Annotated in this window: 23 protein-coding genes and 1 other annotated feature; of the genes, 10 read left to right on the forward strand and 13 right to left on the reverse strand. The window is 62.8% G+C overall.

The window, feature by feature from the left end:
* Window positions 1-66 precede the first annotated feature (66 nt).
* Window positions 67-1,122 (forward strand): hypothetical protein, encoded by a 1,056-nt coding sequence (locus A3M1_RS0124460; RefSeq protein WP_018391626.1) that lies wholly within the window; start codon window positions 67-69, stop codon window positions 1,120-1,122.
* Between the two features lie 234 nt (window positions 1,123-1,356).
* Complete coding sequence (locus A3M1_RS0124465) at window positions 1,357-3,072, forward strand: antitoxin Xre/MbcA/ParS toxin-binding domain-containing protein (RefSeq protein ID WP_018391627.1); 1,716 nt, start codon at window positions 1,357-1,359, stop codon at window positions 3,070-3,072.
* Between the two features lie 36 nt (window positions 3,073-3,108).
* Here the strand turns inward: A3M1_RS0124465 and A3M1_RS0124470 are convergent.
* The 3 genes from A3M1_RS0124470 to A3M1_RS0124485 form a co-directional block, all read right to left on the reverse strand.
* A protein-coding gene (locus tag A3M1_RS0124470) for an IS3 family transposase (protein WP_085930248.1) occupies window positions 3,109-4,340 on the reverse strand; the annotation gives its coding sequence in 2 pieces (ribosomal slippage) (window positions 3,109-4,043 and window positions 4,043-4,340; 1,233 coding nt in all).
* Window positions 3,940-4,056: a sequence feature (AL1L pseudoknot), on the reverse strand. It overlaps the preceding gene by 117 nt.
* A complete protein-coding gene (locus A3M1_RS25415; protein ID WP_245261970.1) occupies window positions 4,306-5,823 on the reverse strand; it encodes a S8 family peptidase in 1,518 nt (505 codons plus the stop codon). Before A3M1_RS25415 ends, A3M1_RS0124470 begins: the two co-directional genes overlap by 35 nt.
* Window positions 5,824-6,810, reverse strand: a complete 987-nt coding sequence (locus A3M1_RS0124485) for an AAA family ATPase (protein ID WP_018391629.1) — start codon at window positions 6,808-6,810, stop codon at window positions 5,824-5,826.
* Window positions 6,811-7,362: 552 nt separating this feature from the next.
* On the opposite strand from A3M1_RS0124485, the gene A3M1_RS0124490 reads away from it, so the two are divergent.
* The gene (locus A3M1_RS0124490; protein WP_018391630.1) at window positions 7,363-7,770 is read left to right on the forward strand and encodes a hypothetical protein; all 408 of its coding nucleotides are present in this window, start codon (window positions 7,363-7,365) and stop codon (window positions 7,768-7,770) included.
* Between the two features lie 135 nt (window positions 7,771-7,905).
* Here the strand turns inward: A3M1_RS0124490 and A3M1_RS0124495 are convergent, their stop codons facing one another.
* The 4 genes from A3M1_RS0124495 to A3M1_RS0124510 are packed head-to-tail and all read right to left on the reverse strand — an operon-like array spanning window position 7,906 to window position 10,883.
* Window positions 7,906-9,249 carry a ThiF family adenylyltransferase gene (locus A3M1_RS0124495; protein WP_157626339.1) on the reverse strand — a complete coding sequence of 448 codons (1,344 nt, stop codon included), beginning with the start codon at window positions 9,247-9,249 and terminating at the stop codon, window positions 7,906-7,908.
* Complete coding sequence (locus A3M1_RS0124500; protein ID WP_018391632.1) at window positions 9,246-9,710, reverse strand: Mov34/MPN/PAD-1 family protein; 465 nt, start codon at window positions 9,708-9,710, stop codon at window positions 9,246-9,248. The genes A3M1_RS0124495 and A3M1_RS0124500 overlap by 4 nt, the downstream gene beginning before the upstream one ends.
* Window positions 9,707-10,177 (reverse strand): putative metal-binding protein, encoded by a 471-nt coding sequence (locus A3M1_RS0124505; protein ID WP_026221504.1) that lies wholly within the window; start codon window positions 10,175-10,177, stop codon window positions 9,707-9,709. The genes A3M1_RS0124500 and A3M1_RS0124505 overlap by 4 nt, the downstream gene beginning before the upstream one ends.
* Window positions 10,170-10,883 (reverse strand): multiubiquitin domain-containing protein, encoded by a 714-nt coding sequence (locus tag A3M1_RS0124510; RefSeq protein ID WP_039784649.1) that lies wholly within the window; start codon window positions 10,881-10,883, stop codon window positions 10,170-10,172. Before A3M1_RS0124510 ends, A3M1_RS0124505 begins: the two co-directional genes overlap by 8 nt.
* A gap of 158 nt (window positions 10,884-11,041) precedes the next feature.
* On the opposite strand from A3M1_RS0124510, the gene A3M1_RS0124515 reads away from it, so the two are divergent.
* Both A3M1_RS0124515 and A3M1_RS0124520 read left to right on the forward strand, forming a co-directional pair.
* Window positions 11,042-11,431 carry an antitoxin Xre-like helix-turn-helix domain-containing protein gene (locus A3M1_RS0124515; RefSeq protein ID WP_018391635.1) on the forward strand — a complete coding sequence of 130 codons (390 nt, stop codon included), beginning with the start codon at window positions 11,042-11,044 and terminating at the stop codon, window positions 11,429-11,431.
* Entirely contained in the window at window positions 11,412-12,149 is a 738-nt protein-coding gene (locus A3M1_RS0124520; RefSeq protein WP_018391636.1) for an RES family NAD+ phosphorylase, read from the forward strand. The genes A3M1_RS0124515 and A3M1_RS0124520 overlap by 20 nt, the downstream gene beginning before the upstream one ends.
* A gap of 484 nt (window positions 12,150-12,633) precedes the next feature.
* On the opposite strand, the gene A3M1_RS0124525 is transcribed toward A3M1_RS0124520, so the two are convergent.
* Entirely contained in the window at window positions 12,634-13,326 is a 693-nt protein-coding gene (locus A3M1_RS0124525; protein WP_039784636.1) for an SMC-Scp complex subunit ScpB, read from the reverse strand.
* A 1-nt stretch (window position 13,327) separates the two neighbouring features.
* Window positions 13,328-14,281, reverse strand: coding sequence for a DUF1403 family protein (locus A3M1_RS0124530; RefSeq protein WP_018391638.1), 954 nt, complete (start codon window positions 14,279-14,281; stop codon window positions 13,328-13,330).
* Window positions 14,282-14,514: 233 nt separating this feature from the next.
* Between A3M1_RS0124530 and A3M1_RS0124535 the strand changes: the two genes are divergently transcribed.
* The 5 genes from A3M1_RS0124535 (at window position 14,515) to A3M1_RS0124555 (ending at window position 16,977) form a co-directional block, all read left to right on the forward strand.
* Window positions 14,515-14,769, forward strand: coding sequence for a type II toxin-antitoxin system Phd/YefM family antitoxin (locus tag A3M1_RS0124535; protein WP_018391639.1), 255 nt, complete (start codon window positions 14,515-14,517; stop codon window positions 14,767-14,769).
* On the forward strand, window positions 14,769-15,134 hold the full coding sequence (locus tag A3M1_RS0124540) for a type II toxin-antitoxin system VapC family toxin (protein WP_018391640.1): 366 nt from the start codon (window positions 14,769-14,771) through the stop codon (window positions 15,132-15,134). Before A3M1_RS0124535 ends, A3M1_RS0124540 begins: the two co-directional genes overlap by 1 nt.
* A gap of 32 nt (window positions 15,135-15,166) precedes the next feature.
* A complete protein-coding gene (locus A3M1_RS0124545; RefSeq protein ID WP_081621878.1) occupies window positions 15,167-16,213 on the forward strand; it encodes a site-specific integrase in 1,047 nt (348 codons plus the stop codon).
* A 111-nt stretch (window positions 16,214-16,324) separates the two neighbouring features.
* Window positions 16,325-16,579, forward strand: coding sequence for an AbrB/MazE/SpoVT family DNA-binding domain-containing protein (locus A3M1_RS0124550; RefSeq protein WP_018391642.1), 255 nt, complete (start codon window positions 16,325-16,327; stop codon window positions 16,577-16,579).
* Window positions 16,576-16,977: a type II toxin-antitoxin system VapC family toxin gene (locus A3M1_RS0124555; RefSeq protein WP_018391643.1), complete on the forward strand. Its 402-nt coding sequence runs from the start codon at window positions 16,576-16,578 to the stop codon at window positions 16,975-16,977. The genes A3M1_RS0124550 and A3M1_RS0124555 overlap by 4 nt, the downstream gene beginning before the upstream one ends.
* Before the next feature lie 294 nt (window positions 16,978-17,271).
* Here the strand turns inward: A3M1_RS0124555 and A3M1_RS0124560 are convergent, their stop codons facing one another.
* From A3M1_RS0124560 to repA, 4 genes are all read right to left on the reverse strand, one after another.
* Window positions 17,272-18,159: a DUF3991 and TOPRIM domain-containing protein gene (locus tag A3M1_RS0124560; RefSeq protein WP_026221507.1), complete on the reverse strand. Its 888-nt coding sequence runs from the start codon at window positions 18,157-18,159 to the stop codon at window positions 17,272-17,274.
* Between the two features lie 177 nt (window positions 18,160-18,336).
* Window positions 18,337-19,620, reverse strand: a complete 1,284-nt coding sequence (gene repC / locus A3M1_RS25420; RefSeq protein ID WP_039784638.1) for a plasmid replication protein RepC — start codon at window positions 19,618-19,620, stop codon at window positions 18,337-18,339.
* 237 nt (window positions 19,621-19,857) lie between these two features.
* Window positions 19,858-20,916 carry a plasmid partitioning protein RepB gene (gene repB, locus A3M1_RS0124575; protein WP_018391647.1) on the reverse strand — a complete coding sequence of 353 codons (1,059 nt, stop codon included), beginning with the start codon at window positions 20,914-20,916 and terminating at the stop codon, window positions 19,858-19,860.
* The gene (repA, locus tag A3M1_RS0124580) at window positions 20,901-22,124 is read right to left on the reverse strand and encodes a plasmid partitioning protein RepA (RefSeq protein ID WP_018391648.1); all 1,224 of its coding nucleotides are present in this window, start codon (window positions 22,122-22,124) and stop codon (window positions 20,901-20,903) included. Before repA ends, repB begins: the two co-directional genes overlap by 16 nt.
* Window positions 22,125-22,342 lie beyond the last annotated feature (218 nt).

Here is a 22,342-nt window from a genome sequence, read left to right on the forward strand (position 1 = left end):
AACGCTTGGCTCACAGCAGCCTGCCTTCGAAGCGACATCACTCGGAGCATAGTGGGAGGGGGAGACTTGCGATCGGTTATTACAATCATCGAGCAGCTAGACCGCGCCCTGAGCGAGCTGGCTATCAATCACCCGCTCAATGGCCGCATCGCTCTGATCCTCGTCGACAACGGCCTGGAGCTGATGTGTCATGTGAAATGCACTGATCTCTTAGCCGATGACCGCGGCCGAACCCCGCGCGGGCTGACCCAGGAACAAAGGAATGACGCGCGGGGACGCGCCTTCGACAGGAAACTCGGGCTCCTCCGGGACCTCGGCCATATCCGGGCTGAGCAGGCTCAGGCAATCACGACCCTGCACGGCTACAGGAATCAACTTTACCATGTCGGCCTGCGCGACGATCCGGTCATCGGCCAGCTCGCCCACCTGTATTTCCACTTGGCCGCCGAGCTGCTTGAGCCACTGCTCGGCACTCAACGCCACCTGGGTTGGGAGCCTGAGATCATCACCGACGCCGCGCGGCGCCTCTTGCCTGAGCTGGCTACCGCGAAACGCTACGGTGCGAAAGTAGATATTGCGGGGCTGCGCGCCCGATGGGTTGCCGAATGTCCCTCGCCGCCGGCGCCCATCGAGCAGGCCCTAAGTAGGCACCTTCTCGCAAGGGTCGACGAAGCTGAGGCATCTTTCAGCATTATCGCGAGGGGACGTTCGGGGACGGACGATCCTACTGCGACCCTGCGGACGGTACAACTCGAGGCCGATACTCTGACGGCAATTCGCCGCCATCGCCGCGATCACGATAAGCAGCTGAAGGCGAAGGGTCTCGAGCCGAAGCCACTCGATGATGAGCAACTCGCGATGGCGCGGGGAATGAGGGTCCTTGAAGACCTCAACGCACGCCTTCTACCGAACTGGACCCCCAAACACCCAATATTGCCCTTCAACAGTTGGCGAAAGCAGGCGACATCGATCAGCACGAAACGCAAGGCGTACATCGCGCTGGGGAGCTTTGACCGGATCAGAAGGGAGATCGACCAGTTGGAGGACATCATGGCCGAGCCGATCGAGGACATGTGCGGGTGGCATCAGTACCTCGAAGATGTCGCGATGGACAACCGGTAGACCCGATGGATCCGAAATTCGCAGCCCATGGCGAGGCGCTCCATGGCTCATTCCACCGTCTTGTCGCAAGGGAGTGGTGGACGCATGACACGCATACGGCTTGGTCAGCTCTTCGATTGTACGGAGCAAGGCGGCGTTCTGGTTGCGGAAGCCGCTGATGGTTCACTTCGACACATCGACGACGTGCCATCGGGGCTAGCCTGCCAATGCGTATGCCCCGGCTGCGACCGACGAATGGTTGCAAAGAAGGGGGATCTGCAAGCACACCACTTCGCGCATCATTTTGCTCGCGACGGTGCTTCATGCACGTCCGCGGGCGAAACGGCCCTCCACAAGTTAGCGAAACAGGTTCTCGACGAGCGACTGGAGATCGCGCTTCCCGAGCTCCTCATTTCGCATCGAGACGATACCGAAGTTGTGGTGCGGGCAACGAGACTCGTATTCGACGAGGCCATTCTTGAAACCAAGGATGGGTCGATTGTGCCGGACGTAGTCCTGATACTGCGGGATCGGCGTCTCATCGTTGAATTCAAAGTCACTCACCCCTGCGATGACGTGAAAATCGCGCGCATCCAGACCATGAATGTCGGGGCGATCGAGATCGACCTGTCCGCCTACCGGGATCAAGCATTGGATGAGCTAGCCGACGACATCCTCTACAACGCCCCCAGGATCTGGCTTCACAATCCGCACGAGCCCGCTGCCCGGAACCGCTTGCAGGAGAGGGCGCGCCAACGTGTCGAAGATCGGCAAAAGTACATCGACGAGCACCGTCGAAATTATTGGCACCGCCTTCCGGCTCGCGAAGGGGGGAGTGGGGAGTGCGAGGCTATCCTGCGACAGGACGGCTTGGATGCTCTGATCAACCTCCCCGTCAACGGAAGCGGATGTTTCACGGTCCCGCTCGCCGAGTGGCAAGGTGCAATTGTCCTCGACCTGCTGCAATCGAAATCCCAACCCTTTAGAACGCGAACGGCCGTCGCCGCCCTGGTCAGGCGGAGTTGGATCGACCCGCGCTTCTGCTCGGTCTCCGAGGACATTGCCAAAGCCCTGAAGGATGCGGGCTTGCCGTTCGCATCCCCCGCAGAATCCGTTGAGAGCTATCTTCGCCAACTGGAGCGGCTCGGGTTTGTACACTCCGCGCCCTCAGAGATTTGGAAGACGTCAGGTCTGCTGCGGCAAAGGATTCACGAAGCGAAGGAGTTGCGGGCGCGCCCTTCGAAGCGCTTGGCCGAAATGCGGGGCATCGTATCAGAGCTGCTTCTTGGCCTGCCAGACGAGGAAACGCGCGGCTTCTCATTCGAGACATGGATCCAGGCCGAACTATCGGATCGTGGACAGTCCGTCGCGGACTCGATCCACGGCAGTGAGCCTGAATGGACGGCGCTTTGCCATCAACTGTCCAACATCGGCACCCAAATCCGCTTTTCGCCTCGTGCCAACCTCGAGCTTTTTGGGCTCCCATGTGAGGGGAAGCTTGAGCGCGCGTTGAAGAGGAAACGCCTCGAGGCCGAAGACAGAGAACGGGAAAAGCGGGAGAAGGAGAAGGCCGGTGCCGAAGCGCGGGTAGTCCGGCTCGAGAAGCTCGCGGCCGCGAACCTGGGTGAAGGTTATGAAATCTGGCTGAGCACCGGCGATGCGGCTCTGGACGGCCAGACTCCACTGGAGGCCGCGCGGAGCGAAACTGGGCTTCGCGACGCAATCCATGCTCTCGGACGAAAAGCGGACCAGCTCAGGATCGAGGAGCAAGCCCGCGAGCGCAAGCATAAAGCCGTCCGAGAGCTCGAGGCCCTCGCTCGCAGCCGCTACGTCGCCCCTGAACGGGCGGATCTTTGGATGCGGGGTTCCCGCCCTGAGCTCGGCGGGCAGTCGCCGGCCGACTTCACGATCGACGACGCCACGCGCGACAAATGTGCGATCTACCTCCCAGGGAAAAAGTCACGCTACTGAACCGCCCCGGTTTCACCGGAGGCCATTTGGTTTAAGTCACGCCGCCATTTGCTGCTCACCGAGCATGACGTAGTAGCGCTCCTCGGCTTCGGCCGGCGGGATGTTGCCGATAGGCTCCAGGAGCCGGCGATGGTTGAACCAGTCGACCCAGGTCAGCGTGGCGAACTCGACGGCCTCGAAGGATCGCCAAGGCCCCCCACGATGGATGACCTCGGCCTTGTAGAGGCCGTTGATCGTCTCGGCGAGTGCGTTGTCATAGCTGTCACCGACGCTGCCGACGGAGGGCTCGATGCCGGCCTCAGCCAGCCGTTCGGTGTAGCGAATGCTCACATATTGCGAACCGCGGTCGCTATGGTGCACCAGGCCGCCGCGATGGGCGGGCCGTCGCTCGTGAAGGGCCTGCTCCAGGGCATCAAGCACGAAGCTGGCATGCGCGGTCCGGCTCACCCTCCAGCCGACGATGCGGCGAGCATAGGCGTCGATCACAAAGGCGACGTAGACGAAGCCCGCCCAGGTGCTGACATAGGTGAAGTCCGAGAGCCAGAGCCGGTTAGGCGCCGGCGCATGGAACACCCGGTTCACACGGTCGAGCGGGCACGGTGCCGACTTGTCCGAGATGGTCGTGCGGACCGGCTTGCCGCGGATCACACCAGCGAGGCCCATGCCCTGCATCAGCCGTTCGACGGTGCAACGGGCAACGTCAAACCCTTCGCGCATCATCTGTCGCCAGACCTTGCGCGCTCCATAGACCTCGAAGTTCTCGGCGAACACGCGCTCGATCTCGGGCCGCAAGGCCGCGTCCCGTAGCGCCCGTGCCGAGCACTTCGACGGATCAAGCCGCCGGGCGACATGCGCATGATAGGTCGATGGGGCGATCGGCAGGACCTTGCAGATCGGCTCGACCCCATACGCACCGCGATGATCATCGATGAACGCGATCATGTCTTCGACCGGCGGTCGAGCTCCGCCATGGCGAAATATGCAGATGCCTTGCGCAGGATCTCGTTCGCCTGCCGCAGCTCGCGGTTCTCGCGCTCAAGGGCCTTCAGCTTCGCAGACATATCCGTCGTCACCCCGGCCCGCTTACCGGCGTCGACCTCAGCCTTCTTCAGCCACTCGTTCAGTGAGTGTGCCGAGCAGCCAATCTTCGCCGCTATCGACACAATCGCCTGCCAGCGCGACGGATGCTCAGCCTCATGATCCAGCACCATCCGCACCGCGCGAGCGCGCACCTCAGGCGAGAACTTGTTCGTCGTCTTGCTCGTCATAGCCCCATCCTCTCAGGAGTTGGGGTCTCCGGCAAAGCCGGGGCGGTTCACCGACGGACAGGACATTCCAGGCCTGCGCGGGGCTTTCGATCGGCGTTGTGTCGTTTCGGAGGGGATAGTCATCACGATGGATGTCGTCCCGGATATTTCCAGCCGACACAGCGATGAAGCGAGGCGCGTTGTCGGCGCCGAATGCAAGCGTGTCGAGGGCAGCGGACCAGGACGACGGCCGGCCCCGCCAATAATCGCCTTCCGAGGTGATGGCGAGACATATCGCGCGGGGGCGGTTCGGCGCGACGATCTCGGCACGAGAGATCGACTGCGCGGTGATCGCACCATAGAGATCGGGATCGTTGGCACCATGATCGGGCAGCACCTTGACCGATTCCAGCCTGTGGCGCAGCGCCACTGGCCCGTTGCTAGCGAGCACGTCGATCAGATCCCCGTAGAGCGCTACACCTGACAACTGGGTGCCGTGGCCACCGTGCGCCTGGTTGCTCACGTCCTCGACGTTCCAGCCTGAATCGAAAGCCTGTTGATCAACCGCGGCGAGTCCCGGCCGGATTAGCGGATGTCGGCGGGTCGAACCGGAATCAAGGAGACAGACGGCCGGTACATCGGCGGCGGGAGCAACTATCCGATCCGCCGTTTCCGCAGCCCAAGCCCGTTGTTCAGCGCCGTCCATGGCCATGAAGAAGGACGGCGTGTCGCGCGCCGTGCGCAGCTCGGCGATCGTGTCAGTATTGGCGACGATGCGCCCTAACGCCTCCGCCGTGCCGTGGACAATGACCACTTCTCGCTCGGGAAAGGCCAGCGCGTGCTGGCGCATTGGAAGCGCGAGACGTCCCACCGTGGCAACGAAGCGCTCCTTCGTGCCTAGTCGCAGCCAAACCTCCCACCAGATCGCGACGCCCGGAAGAGGAAAGAGGGCTTCATCGTCAGTGTAGAGCGACCGGGCGACCGCCAGTCGCGCGGTCTCGATAGAGGCGACCAGGACCTCATTCTTTGGACCGGTCGCCTCCTCTATGATCTGACCGTCGACCTCGCGCTTGCGAATGCGGTCCTTGTCCCGATAATCGGCGACCTTCTTGAGGTAATAGTCGCGCTGCTTTTCCGGGACGAAGACGGTAGCGGCAACCGTCGTACCGTCGGCGGTACCTGGCCGTACACTTACCAGCTCGATCGGGAACTTTCCCTGCCGATTTTCGAGCTTGTCAACGATCTCGGCCTGAGCTGCGGGCAGATCGAATTGGAGATAGAAGCCCGGCGTTCCGACGGCAAGACCATCTTCACGCGCACGGAGCTGTGCTTCGGCGCCAGCCAAGGCCACCGTCAGTGCCGTGGCCAGCTTCTCTGCATGCTTAGCTCTGTCGCGCTGCGGCGGCGACGAACCACCGCCACCACGGTGAGCCGTGTAGTCCTGTGCGACACCGTTGCCAGGAAGATAGACATGCGGGAGTGGGCGCAGAGGATCGTCTGCCATTTACCGATGCGCAGCTCCCTTGCGCTCCGCGATGGTCGCTGTGAGATCCCGCAATGTGATACGATCTCGATCCTCAAGAACGACCAGCTTGGCCGCATCAGCTGCAGCCCGTGAGATTTCGGCCTGACTCATCCCCGTCGCTTCGCTGACTACCGCGCCCCAATCCAATCCTTCGGTGTCGAATGTCGCCAGCCGCGCCTGGAGGATCCGCTTCGCGACCTCGGCGCTCGGAAGCGCATACTCGATCACATCGTCGAACCTGCGGAACAGAGCGGGGTCGAGCAACTCGGGATGGTTGGTGGCGGCAATCACCAACCCCTCACTTTCGTCTTCCTCAAGAAACTGCAGGAAGGAGTTGAGTACGCGGCGTATCTCGCCGACGTCATTGCGCTCCGTCCTACGGGCGCCGATGGCGTCGAACTCGTCGAAAAAATAGACGCCCTTTGCTTCGACCATTGCGGTGAACACCATGCGAAGTTTCGATGCCGTTTCGCCCATGAACTTTGTCATCAGTGCGTCAAGCTGGACCGTAAAGAGCGGCAGGTGCAGCTCCCCCGCCAAGGCCGAAGCCGTCATCGTCTTGCCGGAACCAGGGGGACCGATCAGCAGCAGCTTACGGCGCGGTGCCAGCCCGCGACTGAGAAGCCGATGCCTCTGACGCTGCTCACGAAGAACACGGCGAAGCCGCTCGTCAAGTGCTTCGGGGAGCACCATGCTCGACAGCCTGACATCCGCGTACCGGACGGCGATCAGATTTGCGAGGTCGCCCCGAGGCTGCGCCAAGGGGATGGGAGTCGCCCTTCGCTTGGCGGACCGCTCCTTGTTGGCACGCGCGGCATCAACAAGTTCGCGAAGCTGCAATGCGACTTTGCCGTGGCCCCGGCGCGCCTCGCTGGCAGCTGCCTGTAGGGCGATCGTCAGGAACTGCTCATCGTCACCTTCGACGTGGCTCTTGAGGAGGGAAATCAGTTGCTGCGCGGTCGTCATGACATCTCAACGCAGCGAAACGCTGCGTAGCTCCAGATATCGGTTTGCCCAGGATCGCAGCACAGGATTCCTCTCGCGGCGTTCGAACAGCACTCCCGAGAGATAGGCCTTTCTCCCCAAGAACAAGTTAAGAACGAGTTTAGGCGTCAAGGCCAGTGGAATCAGCCCGCCGCTGATCGCGATTCCCAGCTTTCCTGCCGGGTGTGACGGCCACAACCCACACCCGCTGTTGAAAAATTACGCCTCCTTCGCTTGCCCCCAACGAGATCATCAATGTCACCACGCGCGCCATGACCGACGTTTATGGCCGGATGGTTCCGACTTTCTCGCCAATGCGCCCGCCGATTGTGGAACCGCCCCCCAACGATCTGGCATGGTGGATGTCCTCGGTGCTTTCTCCGATCTGACATGCTGGTCGCCGCAGTGGTCAACAAAATCGCCCTGCGGCTCTGTTTCTGATTTGTTCCAGTTCACACACGTTGGGTTATGTTTCAGAAACACGCGAGGGGCAGATGAAGCCTGCTTCGGATCGGTCAAGGCGGAGCATTGGGAATGTCACTGGGCGACGTCATCGCATTCAGGAACGGCTCCTACGAAATTCGGGCCATTGTCGATGGTCGATACGTCGTCCGGATCCGCAATCGCCAACGGAACACCGAGAGCTACAAGGTTTGGACCCGCAAAGAGCGCGACCAATTCGATCGCGAGCAGAACCGTCTGCACAATCTCGATGAACGTGCTCGCGAGCTATATGAACGACATCTCTCCGGCGAAACCTATGCTGGTCTCGGACGGGAGTTCGGCATCGGCCCAACCCGGGTGAGGCAGATCTGCTCGCGTCAACAAAGGAAGGAACGCACGGCCGCGCGGCCATCTGAGCTGAGCACGGCGCACCTTCCCCGGGAGGATACGTCCACCGCTCCCGAAGAATGGGACTTGGCGAAGCCAGCCAGTTCTTAACTCGACCGTCGCGACTCCCCTTACGTTCAGCGGGCTTGTCCGTGCTGGAGCTCCTGGTCCATCTCAGGAGCAGGGCTTCAAGACAAGTATGCGCCTTCGACGAGGACGTGTTCACAGTTTGGCATGAGTACGTGTTCAGCCCCAGAGGTGGCGGACCGCGGTGTCGGCCTCCGGGCGGGAGCAGAACTCGCAGTCGGGGATTTTCGACCGCATGCGGCGCATCCGCGGCAGATGGGCACGCCAGGGATCCACCTGCCAGTAGTTGGTCTCGGCCCGCCCGGTTGCTTGCCGCACCAGCTCGACCGCCAGAAGCGCGCCAGCAAGCGCCGACACGAAGGCGAACGGGGTGAGCACCTGCCGCCCCTCGGGCGTGCGCAAAGCCTGTTCTCCGCACAATTCGCGGAACAAGGTGTCGAACGCCTTGCCGACCAGCTTCCCTGGATCCAGCGACGGGTAGGCCTGACAGATCTTCTCGGCGACAGCGCCGTCGATGAAGCCCTGCTTCACCTCGTCGAGTGAGATCCCCAGGCCGTCGGCGATGGACCGCTCTCGGGCCGCTTCGTCCGGGATGTGCTGGTAGATGCAGGCGAGGCATGCGCCGGCCGTCGGTTGGATATGCGAGTGGACCACCACGCCCCGGACATCGGTGGTCGAGGCGTCGAGTACCTTGCCCGGCACGTACTTCTGAAGCTGGCGGCGGGCGCGGCGGCTGTCGACGGTGACGATGGCCAGAGGCACCTTTGGAAGCTTGGCCACGTAATCCTTGAACTCAAGAATCTCCTGCGCAAGCTCAAGATGGAGGAAATCGCTCGCGGCATGCGCCACGAGGGCGGTAGCCTTTGGATCACCGACATCACCGTCGCTCAAGTACAGGCAGCGATTGATATTGCCCGAGCCGACGTTTTTCGGATCCACCACATCAAGGCGTCCCTGCACCGGCAGATGCCGCAGCGCCTTGAGGAATCCGTGAGCCACGGCGCCGGCGCCGACCAGCACGGCGCCGCTCAAGTCGATCGGCGCCAGGCCGCGAAGTGCGGGCAGGCCGAGGTCGGCCAGGCGCACCTCGAATGGATCGGGCGTCGGCGGAAGGCGAGCATCGTCGACGACGACGTTGAGCACCACCGCCGCGGCGCCACAGGCGCAGATCATGGCGAACAAGGGATGCGGCGGCTCAGCGCCAAGCGGCCCGACGGGCGCCCGCGAGACGACCGCGCATTCGGCGTCGATTGCGGCATAGACGGCCGGCGCCGAGGCCCTAGCCGCAGCACCGCCTACGAGCAATTCGACATCAGCCTGGGCCGGATCGTTGGTCAGCAGAACCGTGCGCTCGAGCATGGTGGCGATCTCCGCCGCCCACCCGGCCGCCGGCCCATCGTCGGCGGTGATCAGGACGCGACGCTGCAGACGCTCTGCCGCCTCGTCCTCTTCGACCCCTAGGAGGGCGGCGAGCATGCGTGCGTTTTCAGCCGCGCCGCTCATGGACGCACCAGGAGGCGCGCGTCCGGGCCATGGTTGGGTGTCAGCATCCATTCTCCAGTCTCCGACAACTCGAAGATCTTCACCTCCTCAAGGAAGGTGGCGACGGTCGTGGTCGCGGCGAAGCGCGGCAGGACCAGCGAAAGGGCACCGCTGTGACGCACGATCGCCCACTTGGCGTCGGCCTGTGAGTGAAACGCTTCGGCCGGATGGGTGTGGATCTGGGCGGCGACCTTGAGCCGACCCGATTTCAGACTCGCCATCAGCGCCTGCAAGCTCTCGGGCGGAAGATGGAAGTAGTCGCGCGCCGTTTCCTGATACGGCTCGTAGACTTCTCCCAGGACGGAACCGCCCGTGGTTGCTGCAAGCCATAGGGCGACACGCTCGCATCGGAGTTCACCGCCATTGCGCAGAATGCCGAGGGTCTCGTGCAGCACCGCAGTTGGGAGGATGCGCGGAGTCATTGGTCAGCGGCCCGTTTCCAAACCCGCCACAGCTGTTCGAGCAGGCCTAGAAGGCCATTGCCCGACTGGCCGCGGTAGTTGTCCCAGTGGTCGGCGCTATGGCCGGAGTGGTTGTGATAGTCGCGAGACCCGCGCATGCAGATGAATGGCCGCGTGTGCTGCTCGTGCGGGCCGGAGTTGAAGATGCTCATGCTACCCGTGAACACGTACTCGTAGGGACTACCAGGCTCGCGCGTGGACGGAATATGTTGCCCATCCGCCGTTAGGATCTCGATCGCCGGCGGCTGGTCGTCCCAGCCATCGCAGGTGAAGCGAAGGCGCACCGGAACGCGGCTGTGGTGGTTAAAGACCACGTCGAGCACCGGGAACTGGGCCGTCAAGACGGTCCAGCCCCGGCGTGCGATCAGACGGTCGTCGAGAAGGGCGAGTTCGCGATCGAACGCGCCGCGCGACAACGCCTCAAGCACGGCCGCCACCCCCCTCCGGCGGACTCCAATCGAGCTCGACGGCGCCGGAGAGGCTATTTTGGGCGAAGGTCAGACCCGAGTTGATGGTGCGGCCATCGACCGTCACCACCCACGTGGAGGTGTCCTGCAGCTTCAACTTCTTGGCGGCGCGCTCCAACACCGTGCTGACCAATTCGCCCGGGCGCGCGCGGACCGCGCCCTGAGCGGGGAAGATGCCGGCCGTCGTGAACACGGTCACCAGAACGACGTCCGGCTTCTTGGGCCGGGTGACGATGTGCTCAACGCCCTTCTCCTCGAAAGAGATCACGCCGCCCGGCCGCAAGACGACGTCCGGCTCGTCGTGGCGCTCAAGCACCAGTTCATTGTCGGGGCTAAACTCGAACAGACTGGTCAGTTCATCGACGTCAAGGGTCGGCGCGCCCCAGACCTGGCCGATCTCGTCAAGCGTCCAGCTGTACGACCGATCACCCTCGAATGCCCGAAAGACGGCGCCCTTTTCTGCCTTCAGGTTGACCTTGTCTTCGAGGCCGATGAGGCGGGTGCGGTTGGCGCGGACCAAGATCAGTTGGTACTCGCTCGCAGGCGCAAACCCCGCCAGGGTCAGAAGCTCACGGCCCGTCTGTTCCGCATCGTGCGGGCCGTAGACTTGGCCATTCACCGTCACTTGGTGCCGGTTCGCCATCAGCTCCACAGTCTTGCTATCCATCTTCGCCTCCATGGGATTGCCGAGCCGGCTATGGCCGGCCCCGACTCTTGACACCCAGGCGCCTTGGACTAGTTTGGCCCAAGAGTCTTGATATGGACTGTATGGATCGGGACTCATGCGCGCGTCAAGTCCAAAAGCGGACTGAAGGAGGGGCAAAAATGGAAAACATGTCGGTCGACGCCCGTGCGGGCGCCGGGCCATCAAGGATTCCTGTTGAGCTAGAGGCGTTCTTCGCCATTGCGGAAAAGTGGCGCCTAACCACCGATGAGCAAATCAAGCTGTTAGGCTCGCCGGGTCGATCGACCTTCTTCAAATGGAAAAAGGATGGGGGCGCGGTTCCGCCCGACACTACGGAACGGATTTCCCAAATCCTCGGCATCTGGAAGTCACTGGCAATTCTCTTCACAAATGAAGCGCGCGGGTGCGATTGGATTCGGCACAGCAATGACTATTTCGACGGCGTTAGCGCGCTCGACGTGATGCTGACGGGTGGGGTTGTAGATCTCTACAAGGTGAGATGGTATCTTGATGCGCAGCGAGGCGGGTGATCGGCCGAACGTGCGATGGCGGGGCGACGGCTTCCGCCTGATTCCGTCGAGATTTCCGCCGGTCTCAATCTACGAAGACGTGGTCGCCGAGGATCGTCTCGATGCACTGGTCGCGATCGAGAACCTGACCAACCCGCGACTGCAGTCAGCCCATCGCCTGATGGGGCTAAGCCTCGGCCTCTCTCCGGATTCGCCACGTCTTCAGAACTGGAACCACGCGCCGTTCGCCTATTCCAATCCCGAGGGAAGCCGCTTTTTCCCGCCCGAACGCCCGTGTCTGGAACTGTGTGATTCCCGTCAAACCGCTTTGGCGGTCTCCGTGGCGAGGCGCGAGGTCTTTCTCGCCCGGACTGAGGAGAAGCCGATTGGCCTCGACATGCGCATGTTGAAGACACCGATCGAGGGCGAGTTCGTTGATCTTCGAGATGTCGATCTCACGCTGTTGCGGGATTCGTCCTTGGTGGGGCGCAAGGCGCGTTGGAAGATCGGCGAGACCATTTCGGCCGGGGCCGAGGGGGTGCTGTATCTCGCCCCCGAGCGGCCCTCGTCAGTCTGCATCTCTGTGTTGAAGGCCGGTGTCCTCGGCCGCTCCCTGCAGACCGTTCACTACCGCTACACATGGAATGGTCAGCGCGTGACGAAGGTCTACGCGTTCGACGATGGTGTCGAACTGCTGCCCGAATCTTTGGCCGGGCCGGCGGAGGTGCTGGCCGCCTAGGCGGGGAGGTCGCCGCCGTGCCAGTCGGTCAGTACCACGAATTCATGGAACCGGCAGCCTGGCGTGCGGCAGACGACGCTTGGGCGTACGGCGCCGTCGGATCGGACGGCGTGGTCCTTCAGGACGATGGGGTGTCCCCACGCGCAGGTCATATGTGCCTTGAAGCGGTGTACCGTGCGAGGGTGGCAGGCCTTCCAGGACATCGGCGGGGGGGCGCCATCGCCTTCGTAGCAGGCGATAGGAACTGGTGCGAACAACCGGGCGCGTTCCGGCGGAACGCCAGGACGGCGCAGACCCAGCCCGGTCAGCCAGCGCCATAAGTTCACCAGCCACTGCCACATAGCCCACGCTCCCTTCAACTGATCTTTTGACGACAAGCCCCTGCAGTACACTCGCCCTGTCCAACCCTGCACAGGTGAACCTGTTTACCTGCCGAAGGACCAACCGCCATGGTCGTGGGCTTCTGCGAGGCATAGCGGGAGCTTCAGCTCTCCTCGTCGGTCTCAACGTCCTCGGTCTCCTCCTCGTCTGGCTCGTCCGCCATCAGCCCGAGCGGGATACCCCCCGCCAGCAGCCTCTCCTTGCTGAGCAGCCCGGCGTCCTCCAGCGCATCCATGTCCGGCAGGTCGCGCAGCGTATTGAGCCCGAAATGGCTCAGGAACGCCTTCGTCGTCACATAGGTGTAGGGCGCGCCGGGCTGCGGCGCCCGGGGGCCGGCGGCGATGAAGCCGAGACGGCGCAGATGGCCGATAACGTCGCGGCTGATCTCCTTGCCGAAGAACTGGCTGAGCGCGCCGCGGGTGATCGGCTGGAAATAGCCGATGCCCATCAGAACAAGCGCTTCAGACGGGGAGAGCGGCTTGGCCTCGGTGGTGCCCAGCCCGGTCGCCAGCTGGATGGCATCGGCGAAGCTCTTGCGGGTGCGGTGCTGCCAACCGCCGGCAACCGCCACCAGCTCATAAGGCCGGCCCCGCAATTCGGCGCGGATGTCGTCGATGATGAGGTCGAGATTGCAGTCGCGGCCGACCACGCGGGCCAGCACCTCGCGGGTCACCGGTGTGGGGGAGGCGAAGATCACCGCCTCGACCCGCCCCATCCATTCGCGCCAGCGCAGCTCGGGCGGAAGATGTGCCAGATCGAGATCGAAGCTCACCGGGGCTCTCGCGCGCCGGGCCATGTCAGAGCCCGTAGAGCTTGAAACTGGAGCGCCCGGTGAGCTCGCGCACCGCGCCCAGCGCTTCCAGCCGCTCAAACAAACGCCGCGCGGCCCAGCGCGAGAGGGTCGGTGTCGTCAGTGTGCCTGGCACCGCGTCGTCGTCGAGCAGAAGGGCGATCGCCTCCCCCGCCCCCTTGGCGCGCAACTTGGGCATTACCGCCTGCAGCCGGGCGGCGCGGGGGGCAATCTCGGCGGCGCAGCGCAGGGCCCGCGCGGCGGCGTGCACCACGGCGAGGCAGATGGCGGCGTCAAAGCCGTTGTCTGCCGGGCGCAACCGCCCTCCCCGGCCGGCGCGGCGAAACGCGGCGCCCTGCGCTTCCGCCATCAGCAGCGGCACTGGCAGCGGCCAGCGCAGGCGCAGCGCCAGGACCTGATCGGCCAGCCACCAGCCGAGCAGCTCGGCGCCCGGCGCGGCTGTGTCGACGGCGCGCAGGATCGCGGCGGCGGCGAAGGGCGCGGGAGCGCCCGTGCGGGTCAGGACCTCGACCTGATCGGGCAGCGTCGCCAGCTCGTCGCTCCAGCGAATTCCCAGCAGCCCGGTGACCGAGCGCAGGGTCTCCAGATCGACATTCGGGGAGCGCTCAGCGAGGCGGCGCCAGGCGGCGAGAACACGGCCGGCCGGGCCGGGATCGTCGCCCGGCTGACGCAGGTGCCACGCATCGCGCAGGCCCGCCTCGTCCTCGGCGCGGCCGATGACGGACATGGCGGCGGCGGCGCCTGTCAGGGCGAGGCGCTGGCGCCAGGCGCCGGCCCAGGGCGGATTCGCGCGAACCAGATTATCAAGCGAATTCAACGCCGCACCGGCGAGAAAAGCGGCTTCGGCGGGCTCCGCCACCGAGCCGCGCGGCCGCGCCCAGCTGGGGACAGTGGGCACCGGGAAGGGCGCAAGGGGGTGGGGAATCAGCGCGACATTCATGGCCGAAGCCTAGCGATCATGTGCGCTTTAGTCCATCATAAGCACAATTAACCGCACGTACTGTCGAAGAATATGAATATCCGATAATGTTGCATTATCGGTTGTTTTTCTCTTTATATAGAGTGGCGAGCGTATCGGGTCGAGATCGCCCCGCTTTGATCGGATTGGGGTGGCGTTGACGGTGGCGAACCGCCCCTTATATAGCTAGACAGTCTAGCTAGGAGCTTGCGCCGATGGAATGGCCGCTGCAGGATGCCAAGAACCAGTTCTCCCGCGTGGTGCAGAAAGCACGCGCTGAGGGACCGCAGATCGTCACTTTGCGCGGCGAGCGCGCGGCGGTCGTGCTCTCTGCCGCCGATTACGACGCCCTGCGTGCCGGCCGCCCCAGCCTGGTCGACGATCTGCTCGCCGGCCCCGCCTGGGACGCAGACCTCGCCGATGCCGTTGATCGGCGCGCCAGCGCCCCCAGCCGCGACGTCGCGCTCTGATGTACCTGCTCGATACCAACGTCATCTCGGAAGCCCGGCGCGGCTCACTTCCGGCGCTATCCTGGCTGCGCCGCGTCGATCCGCTCAGCGTCCATCTCAGCACCCTTACCCTCGGCGAGATCATGCGCGGCATCGCGCTGAAGCAGAAGGCCGATCCCAAAACGGCCGGTCACCTCGCGGAATGGCTGCGCAAGCTCCGCCACGATCATGCCGACCGCATTCTTCCCGTCACCGATCCGATTTCGGTCGAGTGGGGGCGGATCGCCGCCACCGCCATTGTTCACGACCTCATCCTCGTGACCCGCAATGTGAAGGATTTTGACGACACAGGCGCCTCCTTCGTCAACCCGTGGGACGCCGATTGATGGGTGAGGCAAAGGGACAGATCGTGGAGGCAATGGATCAGCTGCCTGACCAACCCCTCCCCTCGCCTGTTGTGCAGCCGCCATCCGCATTGCCCGCGCATCTCGAACGCCTCACGGCGCGCGCCCGCGACTATGTCGAGGCGTCGAGCTCGGCCAACACGCGGCGCGCCTATGCCAGCGACTGGGCGCATTTCTCCGGCTGGTGCCGGCGGCAGGGCCTCGACCCGCTGCCCCCCTCCCCCCAGCTCGTCGGGCTTTACATCACCGCCTGCGCCTCGGGCACGGCGCTTCCCGACGGCAAGGCGAATGCCGTCGCGACCATCGAGCGGCGGCTCTCCGCCATCGGCTGGAACTACGCCCAGCGCGGCACACCGCTTGATCGCAAGGATCGCCACATCGCCACCGTCCTCGCCGGCATCCGCAACACCCACGCCGCCCCTCCCCGGCAGAAGGAAGCGGTGCTTCCCGAAGACCTCCGCGCCATGCTGGAGACGCTGGAACGCGGGTCGCTTCGCGGCCTGCGCGACCGCGCCATGCTGCTGGTCGGCTTTGCCGGCGGGTTGCGCCGCTCCGAGATTGTCGGGCTGGATTGCGGGCGCGACCAGACGCCCGACGGGCGCGGCTGGGTCGAGATCCTCGACAAAGGCATGGTGGTGACGTTGCGCGGAAAGACCGGCTGGCGCGAGGTGGAAATCGGGCGCGGCTCATCGGATGCCACCTGCCCGGTTACCGCGCTGCAGACCTGGCTGAAGCTGGCGCGCATTGGCCATGGCCCGCTGTTCCGGCGGGTGACCGGCAGCGGCACCAATGTCGGCGCCGAGCGCCTGAATGACCGTGAGGTCGCCCGTCTGGTCAAGCGCGCGGCGCTAGCGGCCGGGGTGCGCGGCGATCTCAGCGAGGGCGAACGGGAGATGAAATTCTCGGGCCATTCGCTGCGCGCGGGCCTCGCCTCCTCGGCCGAGGTGGACGAGCGCTATGTGCAGAGACAGCTCGGCCACGCCTCCGCCGAGATGACCCGCCGCTATCAGCGCCGGCGCGACCGGTTTCGCGTTAACCTCACCAAGGCGGCGGGGCTGTGATCCACGCGCCCTCTTTGGGCGTTGACCACTCCTCACACTTCTCCCTGAGCAAGCTTCTTGAAGCTCGGGTGAATGAGGCATATACAAGCATATACACACGGAGGCATGCTTATGGTCGAACAGCATCAATCCCCTGCCAAAGAGGTCCGGCTGTTTCGCAACAACCGCAGCCAGGCCGTCCGCATTCCTGTTGAGTTTGAACTGCCAGGCGACCGCGCCCTAATCAGCCGTGAAGGCGACAGGATCATTATCGAACCCGTTCGTCAGAGCACCGGATTGCTTGCATTGCTGGCGACGTGGGAGCCGCTCGATGAAGAATTTCCCACAATCGAAGACAGGCCAGCCGAACCGGAGGATGTCTTTTGACGCGCTATCTGCTGGATACGAACATCATCAGCGACATGGTACGCAATCCAGCTGGACAGGCGGCCCGACGACTTCAGAATGTCGGTGACGGCAATATCTGCACCAGCATCATCGTGGCGTGCGAGTTGCGGTACGGTTGCGCTAAGAAGGGCTCGGCAAAGCTGTTGGCGAAGGTCGAGGACGTTTTGGCCACGATCCCGGTACTGCCGTTGGAGATTCCGGCCGATGGCGAGTACGGCGGCATCCGCGCTGAACTCGAGGCAGCAGGCCAGATCATTGGCCACAACGATCTTCTGATTGCTGCCCATGCTTACACGCTAGGGACAACCTTGGTCACGGCCAATGTCGGCGAGTTCAGCCGGATCCGAGGCCTGAAGGTCGAGAATTGGCTCGGGTGAAGCAACAGGCTTTGCTTTCCGGGCGGTGCCCGCACCTGGAGCTTGAGTGACGGGACGGACCTGGGGGCACACTATCGCGGTAAGTCAGCCCAACGACATGGTCCCACTTTCCCCATTTGAGACGCAGAGTCGGCGCTATGCCGGTCAGCGAGGCGCCAAACTGGCGGTCCGAGGACTTTGACGATTCCGGCCATGCGGAGTGAGTTTTCGCGCGGGCTAAACTGCTTGGCGCCGTTCGCACCCTAAATGCGATCCTTAGCTGGGGTGCCGATGGGCCTCGGCGAACGCACCCCGTCATCCGGTGATCTGCGCATTCCAATCTTCGGCCTCTGGCCAAAGGCGCAAGAACTCTGCTCCCGCAGCAGCCGCAATTTCCCGGAGTCGTGAGGCGTAAACGTCGCCCTGGTCGTTTACGTCGCATGCAGCCACGAGCAGAGAACCCGGTCGCGCAGCGAGGGCACGAATGTACTGATCGCTGGCCGGCGCCCACCCTCCCCCGGTGCTGGCGTAAATGCTGTCGGCGCGACAGCCTTCTATTGCGGCGAGGCTCATTGCGTCGATCGCAGCCTCCGTGATGCAAAGCCGCCGAGCGTTGGCTTCGCCCAGTTGGAAAAGCGCCTTCGAGCCGCCGGCTGCGAAGCCTCGCCAGTCCGGCCCGCGCTCTTCCCAGCCGACGACGCCCCCTGCAGGGTCGATGTGAGCCGCCCACATCGACCCCCTCGGCCCCTCTCGCAAGCAGCCGGCCGCGGTCGCTCTCTCAACAATTGCCGCGGGGATGCCGCGGGCTTCGGATAGATAGACCCACGCGGCGGATCCGGGAATTGGAGGAGATCGCTCGGCCCAACGCCGGGAGGGAGCGATGCTAGGACCCCGTCGCGATTTGCGTTGCCAAACTGGATCACGCGGAACGAAGCCCACGAGATCAGCGACGACCTGAAGCGCGCTCGTGAAACCTTGGGCCCCGAGGTGTTGGGCAAGTGAGAAGACGTCGCCCTTCGCCTGCGACGTCGGATCGAACCAGCCGCGACCATGGTGGTTGACGATGATGATTTCACCGTCCGCGCGTCGATATTTGATCGCCCGCGATGTGCTTTCCCGAAGGTCGACCTTCCAGCCGCGGCTCTCCAGTAGAGCGGAGCAGGGCACCTTTTCCTTGATCTCATCTCGGTTATAGTCAGCCATGCGGGAGGTCCTTTCCCTCGCGTCCAGCTGGTGGCACCGTTACAGCTGTTACCCCGCTTGGCCAACCCATTGACGGCTCACGCGTTTCTTGCGTTGGAACGGGGGCAGCCCTCTTCGGAAGAGCCCAAATCCGTTGGACAGCACGAATAGTTACAGCTGTAACCCCCATCGCGCCGTTCATGAGGCGCTGTCGCGTGCCCGCTTGAGCGCGCCATCCGCGAGGCCAAAGAGGCTCTTTTCCAGATGCAAGCTGCCCTCGACAGCACGGTCAACCATTGCGCGGAAGTACCCTCCCGGACTTGAGATCTGTTCCGGGCTCCTCATCGACTTTTCGAGAACCGTAATCAGGATGGCAGCGGCCGCATAGCGGCCCACCTTGCCCGCCCCGTCGAGCCAAGCAGCCTCCGACAGCCCGATCATGACGCGCATGATCTCGGCGGAGCCGGTGAGTTCTGGCCAACTCTTGAACGACCGGCCCGTAATCTCGCAGGATTCCGAGCATGCCGAGCGAATTAGGCCAACTGAGACCGATGCAAGGATCTCGGATTGAACTTCGTCGGCGCTTCGCGAGGCCCTTGTTCCGCGTGGACGTTCCCTTAGGGGGTGATTGGCCGCAGACTTTTTTTCGGCTGAGAGAACGACCGCTTTGCGGTCGTTCTGTTCGTAGGAAGAGTCTCGCTCGTTAGAGCGAGGCCGGTGATTTTTACGTTCAAATGAGTTTTGATGGGTTGTATTAATATTAGGCGCGACATGAGTGTCACCCGCGCATGACATTTCATGTTGAATGGCTTCCTCAGTAACCTCGGTGACGATACGGCGATGGAGATCTTCGAGCTCTTGTGCTTCGATCTCAAGCCCCCGCGCCCGGCACTTGATCTGCTCAAGTTCGGCGGCCCATCTCACCGCCTGGTCGGGATAGGCGTCGCAGGCATCTACAATCGCCCGCGCAAGCCGCGTCGTCGTCCGACGAGCCTCTTGCTCACCGTTCAGACGTGCCTGGAACTCATCAACGAGACGCTTCAGTTCGTGGATCCTCACCCGCGCCGGCGTGAAGTCCAAGCCATAGCCTTTGCCGATCTCGCCTTCTTTGTCGCGATAAACGAAACGGCGTCCTGTAGGGCTGTCGCGATAAGCCACAATTCCGGCCTCGACCAGACGGCGGATGCAACGAGAGACCTGGCGTACCGATCGCGCCGTATACTCGGCAAGCTTGGCGTTTGAGATCGCAACGATTGGACGGCTTGCACCTTTCCAGTCATCCGCTCGCGAGAGGCCAATCAGGATATCCATGATGTGATAGGTCGCTCCGTCAATCCCCAGGACCGGCGCCGCCTTCTTGAGGATAATTGCGATTTCGGCTTTCGAGACCTCTGGCACATCGTTCGCCATGGCGAGCCGAGCGCTTGCAAGAATACCCGGTGTGACACGCCGGAACGACGCGATCTGTGTAACTTGGGACATAGCTAGCCGCCCCGCGATCCATTGATCGCGGCTCCATCACTTGTGTGGATGAAAAGCCAGCAAATTGGCGCACTTCATCGCGCCCCGACTGGAAACCAGGGCTTGATTGTGCAAGCGCCCCATCATAGAATCAGTTTGTCACTGCTGATGCTGATGGAACTGAACCGTTCTGTTGGCTAGGAATCGAAGGGCTTACCGATTGCAGTCGGTGAGCCCTTTTTCTTTTCGCGTGTCAGGTCATGACTTCGCTCCTTGTTCCGAACGTTTGAATTCCTCCACCAGCTGAGGCAGCCGCTCGATCAGCCAAGCTGAGAGGCCGGGTGCTGGCGCGTGTGGAATGGAAATCTGGGTGACCTTCAACGTTCGCTTCGTTGTCACCGAAAGCCCTTCGCCGAGATCAAGCCGTCCCGGTGGCTTAGGCGCGTCGACGCGGCGAGCCAAAATTTGAAGTACCCCGGCAAATCGATCGTCGCTGCTCAGCGACTGCCATTTTTCTGAAGCCAACAGTTCATTGACAGCGGAATTCGCGTCCGCAGGAAGCTTCTGATCCTTGAAGAATGATCCAAGCTTCTCCCATTTCGGCCGGCCGACAGAAGGAGCCGGCCCGATTTTACGCACGAACCCTTCCGGCAAAGCGGCGGCGACCGCCGTCAAAATCGAAATGTATGCGAGGCCCTTCGCTTCGCTCCGACCGAGTGCCTTGGCGATCGTCTCGCGTGTGAAGCCTTGCTTCTTCAGCTCGCCGGCGAAGAGCGCCTGCTCGATGAAGGACAGGTTGGCACGCTCGGCGTTCTCGATGCCTTGAGCAATGACGAGCTGCTCGTCGGTGAGCGACACGACGACGGCTCGAACGGGCCGCCCGAGAATTTGGCAGGCGCGCCATCGCCGGTGCCCAAAGGCCACCTGATACGTGCCAGCCTTCTCCGGGATGGGGCGAACAAGTATGGGTAGTTTCTGCCCTTCGTTTCTTATGCTTTCGACGAACAGAGGGAACCGCGGATTGCCCTCAATGTCGAACCTGTCGCGGACGAAAGAGGGGACTAGTGTAGCGGGATCGAGCTCGACCACAGCCTCAGCCGACTGCAATTGCGCGCGCAGGCGATCGTTCTCGGCTTCGACCGTCGAGAACGACTGCTGCATCGACTTTACCGCCCCGGACATACCGGCCGAGCTCGCGCGCGACTTGTCGGCGGCAGGGGAGGGCAGGTTCTTCTCGAGTTCCGTACGGTCGACATTGCCGAATAGGTGCTTCATGCGATTGGAACGGTCTTTCGCGTTCGTCACGAGCGCCCCCACACGTGCTTGATGTGATTCAAGATCTCCCGATTGACCGCGTCCACGGATTCAATCGCGCGGGTGAGTGTGTCACGCCCCACCGTCCCTCTCGCCATCTCGTAGAGGCTCTTCTTCTCCAGCCCTGCATTCGCAATGGCCGTCGTCTCTACGACGACCGGCGCGAGCACATCTTCGCCGAACAGAGACCGTAGCAGTGCAACGATATTCACCTGAGGCACATCATGGGGGTTATGCCGCGTTAGGATGTATCGAATGAAATCGTGTTCGAGAGTCCCGCCGTTCTCTTGGATGACTTGGAGGATGTCGCTGGTCATCTTCAGGAATTGATTCATACTCGAGACGTCGAGCATTGCCGGATGAACCGTGACAAGCAGCGCGGTCGCCGCGTACAGAGCCCCCAGCGTGAGATATCCGAGCTGGGGCGGCGCATCGATCAAGACGACATCGTAGTCATCTTCGACGCTGCCGATCACCGATCGCAATCTGCGAAAGAACATCGCCTCTCCACGACCGTCGCCGCGAGAGATCGCCTGAGGTGTCTCGTGCTCATACTCCATGAGTTCAAGATTGCCCGGGACGAGATCAATACCGTCGAAGTAGGTCTTGCGAATAACGTCCTTCAGGGGCACCCGTAGATCGTCGTCATAACGGATCGCACCGTAGACGGTTTGGTTGTCGTCGACATCAAGCTCCGGCTGAAAGCCGAACATCGTCGATAGCGAAGCCTGTGGATCGAGATCGATCGCGAGAACGCGCAATCCTTCGAGCGCCAGGAAATGTGCGAGATGGATCGTAGTCGTCGTTTTCGCCGAACCACCCTTGAAATTGGCGATCGCTATGATCTGCAGCTTCTCGCCGGCCCGGCGTCGTGGCAGGAAAGCTAGCGCCTCCTTAGGTCGCTTGTGGGCGAGGTGCTCGCGGAGCTCGTTAATCTGCGCGAGCGTGTAAGCTCGGCGGCGGTTATCCTTCCCGTGCAGTTCCGGAACAGCGCTCTCGCCGTCAAGGGACATCTGCCTGAGCGTGGATTCTGCAATTCCCACCATCGACGCGGCCTCCCGCGAGGTGAAGGTCTTGAGCGACTTTTTGGCTTCTGGCGGGTAGAGTTGCGAGCGGAGCGCCTGCAGCTGCGCGGCGAGCAGCAGCGAATGCCGCGTGATTTTCGCGAGCGAGGGTTCGTTCTCCAGCTTATGTGCCATCGCTCCGGACATTGCGCTCACGACGGAAAATTCCTGATAATCGAAAAAAAAGCGTCGGCGAACATTCGCGCGATTCCCGATGTTGGTCAAACTTTATTTAGTTAACAGATACTTACCGCCCCTCTCCGTCGACGACGGCGAGATATCGCTCGCACAGGATTCGTCCAACGATTCCGTGAAGTTAAAAGTCATGGAGCGAGGTGGCACACTGCCATCTCTCCGTTCGTTTA

Origin of the sequence: Ancylobacter sp. FA202 (assembly GCF_000380205.1) — a bacterium.
Taxonomy (GTDB): domain Bacteria; phylum Pseudomonadota; class Alphaproteobacteria; order Rhizobiales; family Xanthobacteraceae; genus Ancylobacter.

Excerpts from the sequence above, each read along its gene's own strand:
- A3M1_RS0124465 (WP_018391627.1), top strand. The coding sequence starts at position 1,357 with ATGGTTGCAAAGAAGGGGGATCTGCAAGCACACCACTTCGCGCATCAT.
- repC (WP_039784638.1), bottom strand. The coding sequence starts at position 19,620 with ATGTCCCAAGTTACACAGATCGCGTCGTTCCGGCGTGTCACACCGGGT.
- repA (WP_018391648.1), bottom strand. The coding sequence starts at position 22,124 with ATGTCCGGAGCGATGGCACATAAGCTGGAGAACGAACCCTCGCTCGCG.
- A3M1_RS0124490 (WP_018391630.1), top strand. The coding sequence starts at position 7,363 with ATGTCACTGGGCGACGTCATCGCATTCAGGAACGGCTCCTACGAAATT.
- A3M1_RS0124500 (WP_018391632.1), bottom strand. The coding sequence starts at position 9,710 with ATGACTCCGCGCATCCTCCCAACTGCGGTGCTGCACGAGACCCTCGGC.
- A3M1_RS0124525 (WP_039784636.1), bottom strand. The coding sequence starts at position 13,326 with ATGGCCCGGCGCGCGAGAGCCCCGGTGAGCTTCGATCTCGATCTGGCA.
- A3M1_RS0124530 (WP_018391638.1), bottom strand. The coding sequence starts at position 14,281 with ATGAATGTCGCGCTGATTCCCCACCCCCTTGCGCCCTTCCCGGTGCCC.
- A3M1_RS0124510 (WP_039784649.1), bottom strand. The coding sequence starts at position 10,883 with ATGGATAGCAAGACTGTGGAGCTGATGGCGAACCGGCACCAAGTGACG.
- A3M1_RS0124550 (WP_018391642.1), top strand. The coding sequence starts at position 16,325 with ATGGTCGAACAGCATCAATCCCCTGCCAAAGAGGTCCGGCTGTTTCGC.
- A3M1_RS0124545 (WP_081621878.1), top strand. The coding sequence starts at position 15,167 with ATGGATCAGCTGCCTGACCAACCCCTCCCCTCGCCTGTTGTGCAGCCG.
- A3M1_RS0124515 (WP_018391635.1), top strand. The coding sequence starts at position 11,042 with ATGGAAAACATGTCGGTCGACGCCCGTGCGGGCGCCGGGCCATCAAGG.
- A3M1_RS0124495 (WP_157626339.1), bottom strand. The coding sequence starts at position 9,249 with ATGAGCGGCGCGGCTGAAAACGCACGCATGCTCGCCGCCCTCCTAGGG.
- A3M1_RS0124540 (WP_018391640.1), top strand. The coding sequence starts at position 14,769 with ATGTACCTGCTCGATACCAACGTCATCTCGGAAGCCCGGCGCGGCTCA.
- A3M1_RS0124520 (WP_018391636.1), top strand. The coding sequence starts at position 11,412 with ATGCGCAGCGAGGCGGGTGATCGGCCGAACGTGCGATGGCGGGGCGAC.
- A3M1_RS0124535 (WP_018391639.1), top strand. The coding sequence starts at position 14,515 with ATGGAATGGCCGCTGCAGGATGCCAAGAACCAGTTCTCCCGCGTGGTG.
- A3M1_RS0124485 (WP_018391629.1), bottom strand. The coding sequence starts at position 6,810 with ATGACGACCGCGCAGCAACTGATTTCCCTCCTCAAGAGCCACGTCGAA.
- A3M1_RS0124560 (WP_026221507.1), bottom strand. The coding sequence starts at position 18,159 with ATGGCTGACTATAACCGAGATGAGATCAAGGAAAAGGTGCCCTGCTCC.
- A3M1_RS25415 (WP_245261970.1), bottom strand. The coding sequence starts at position 5,823 with ATGGCAGACGATCCTCTGCGCCCACTCCCGCATGTCTATCTTCCTGGC.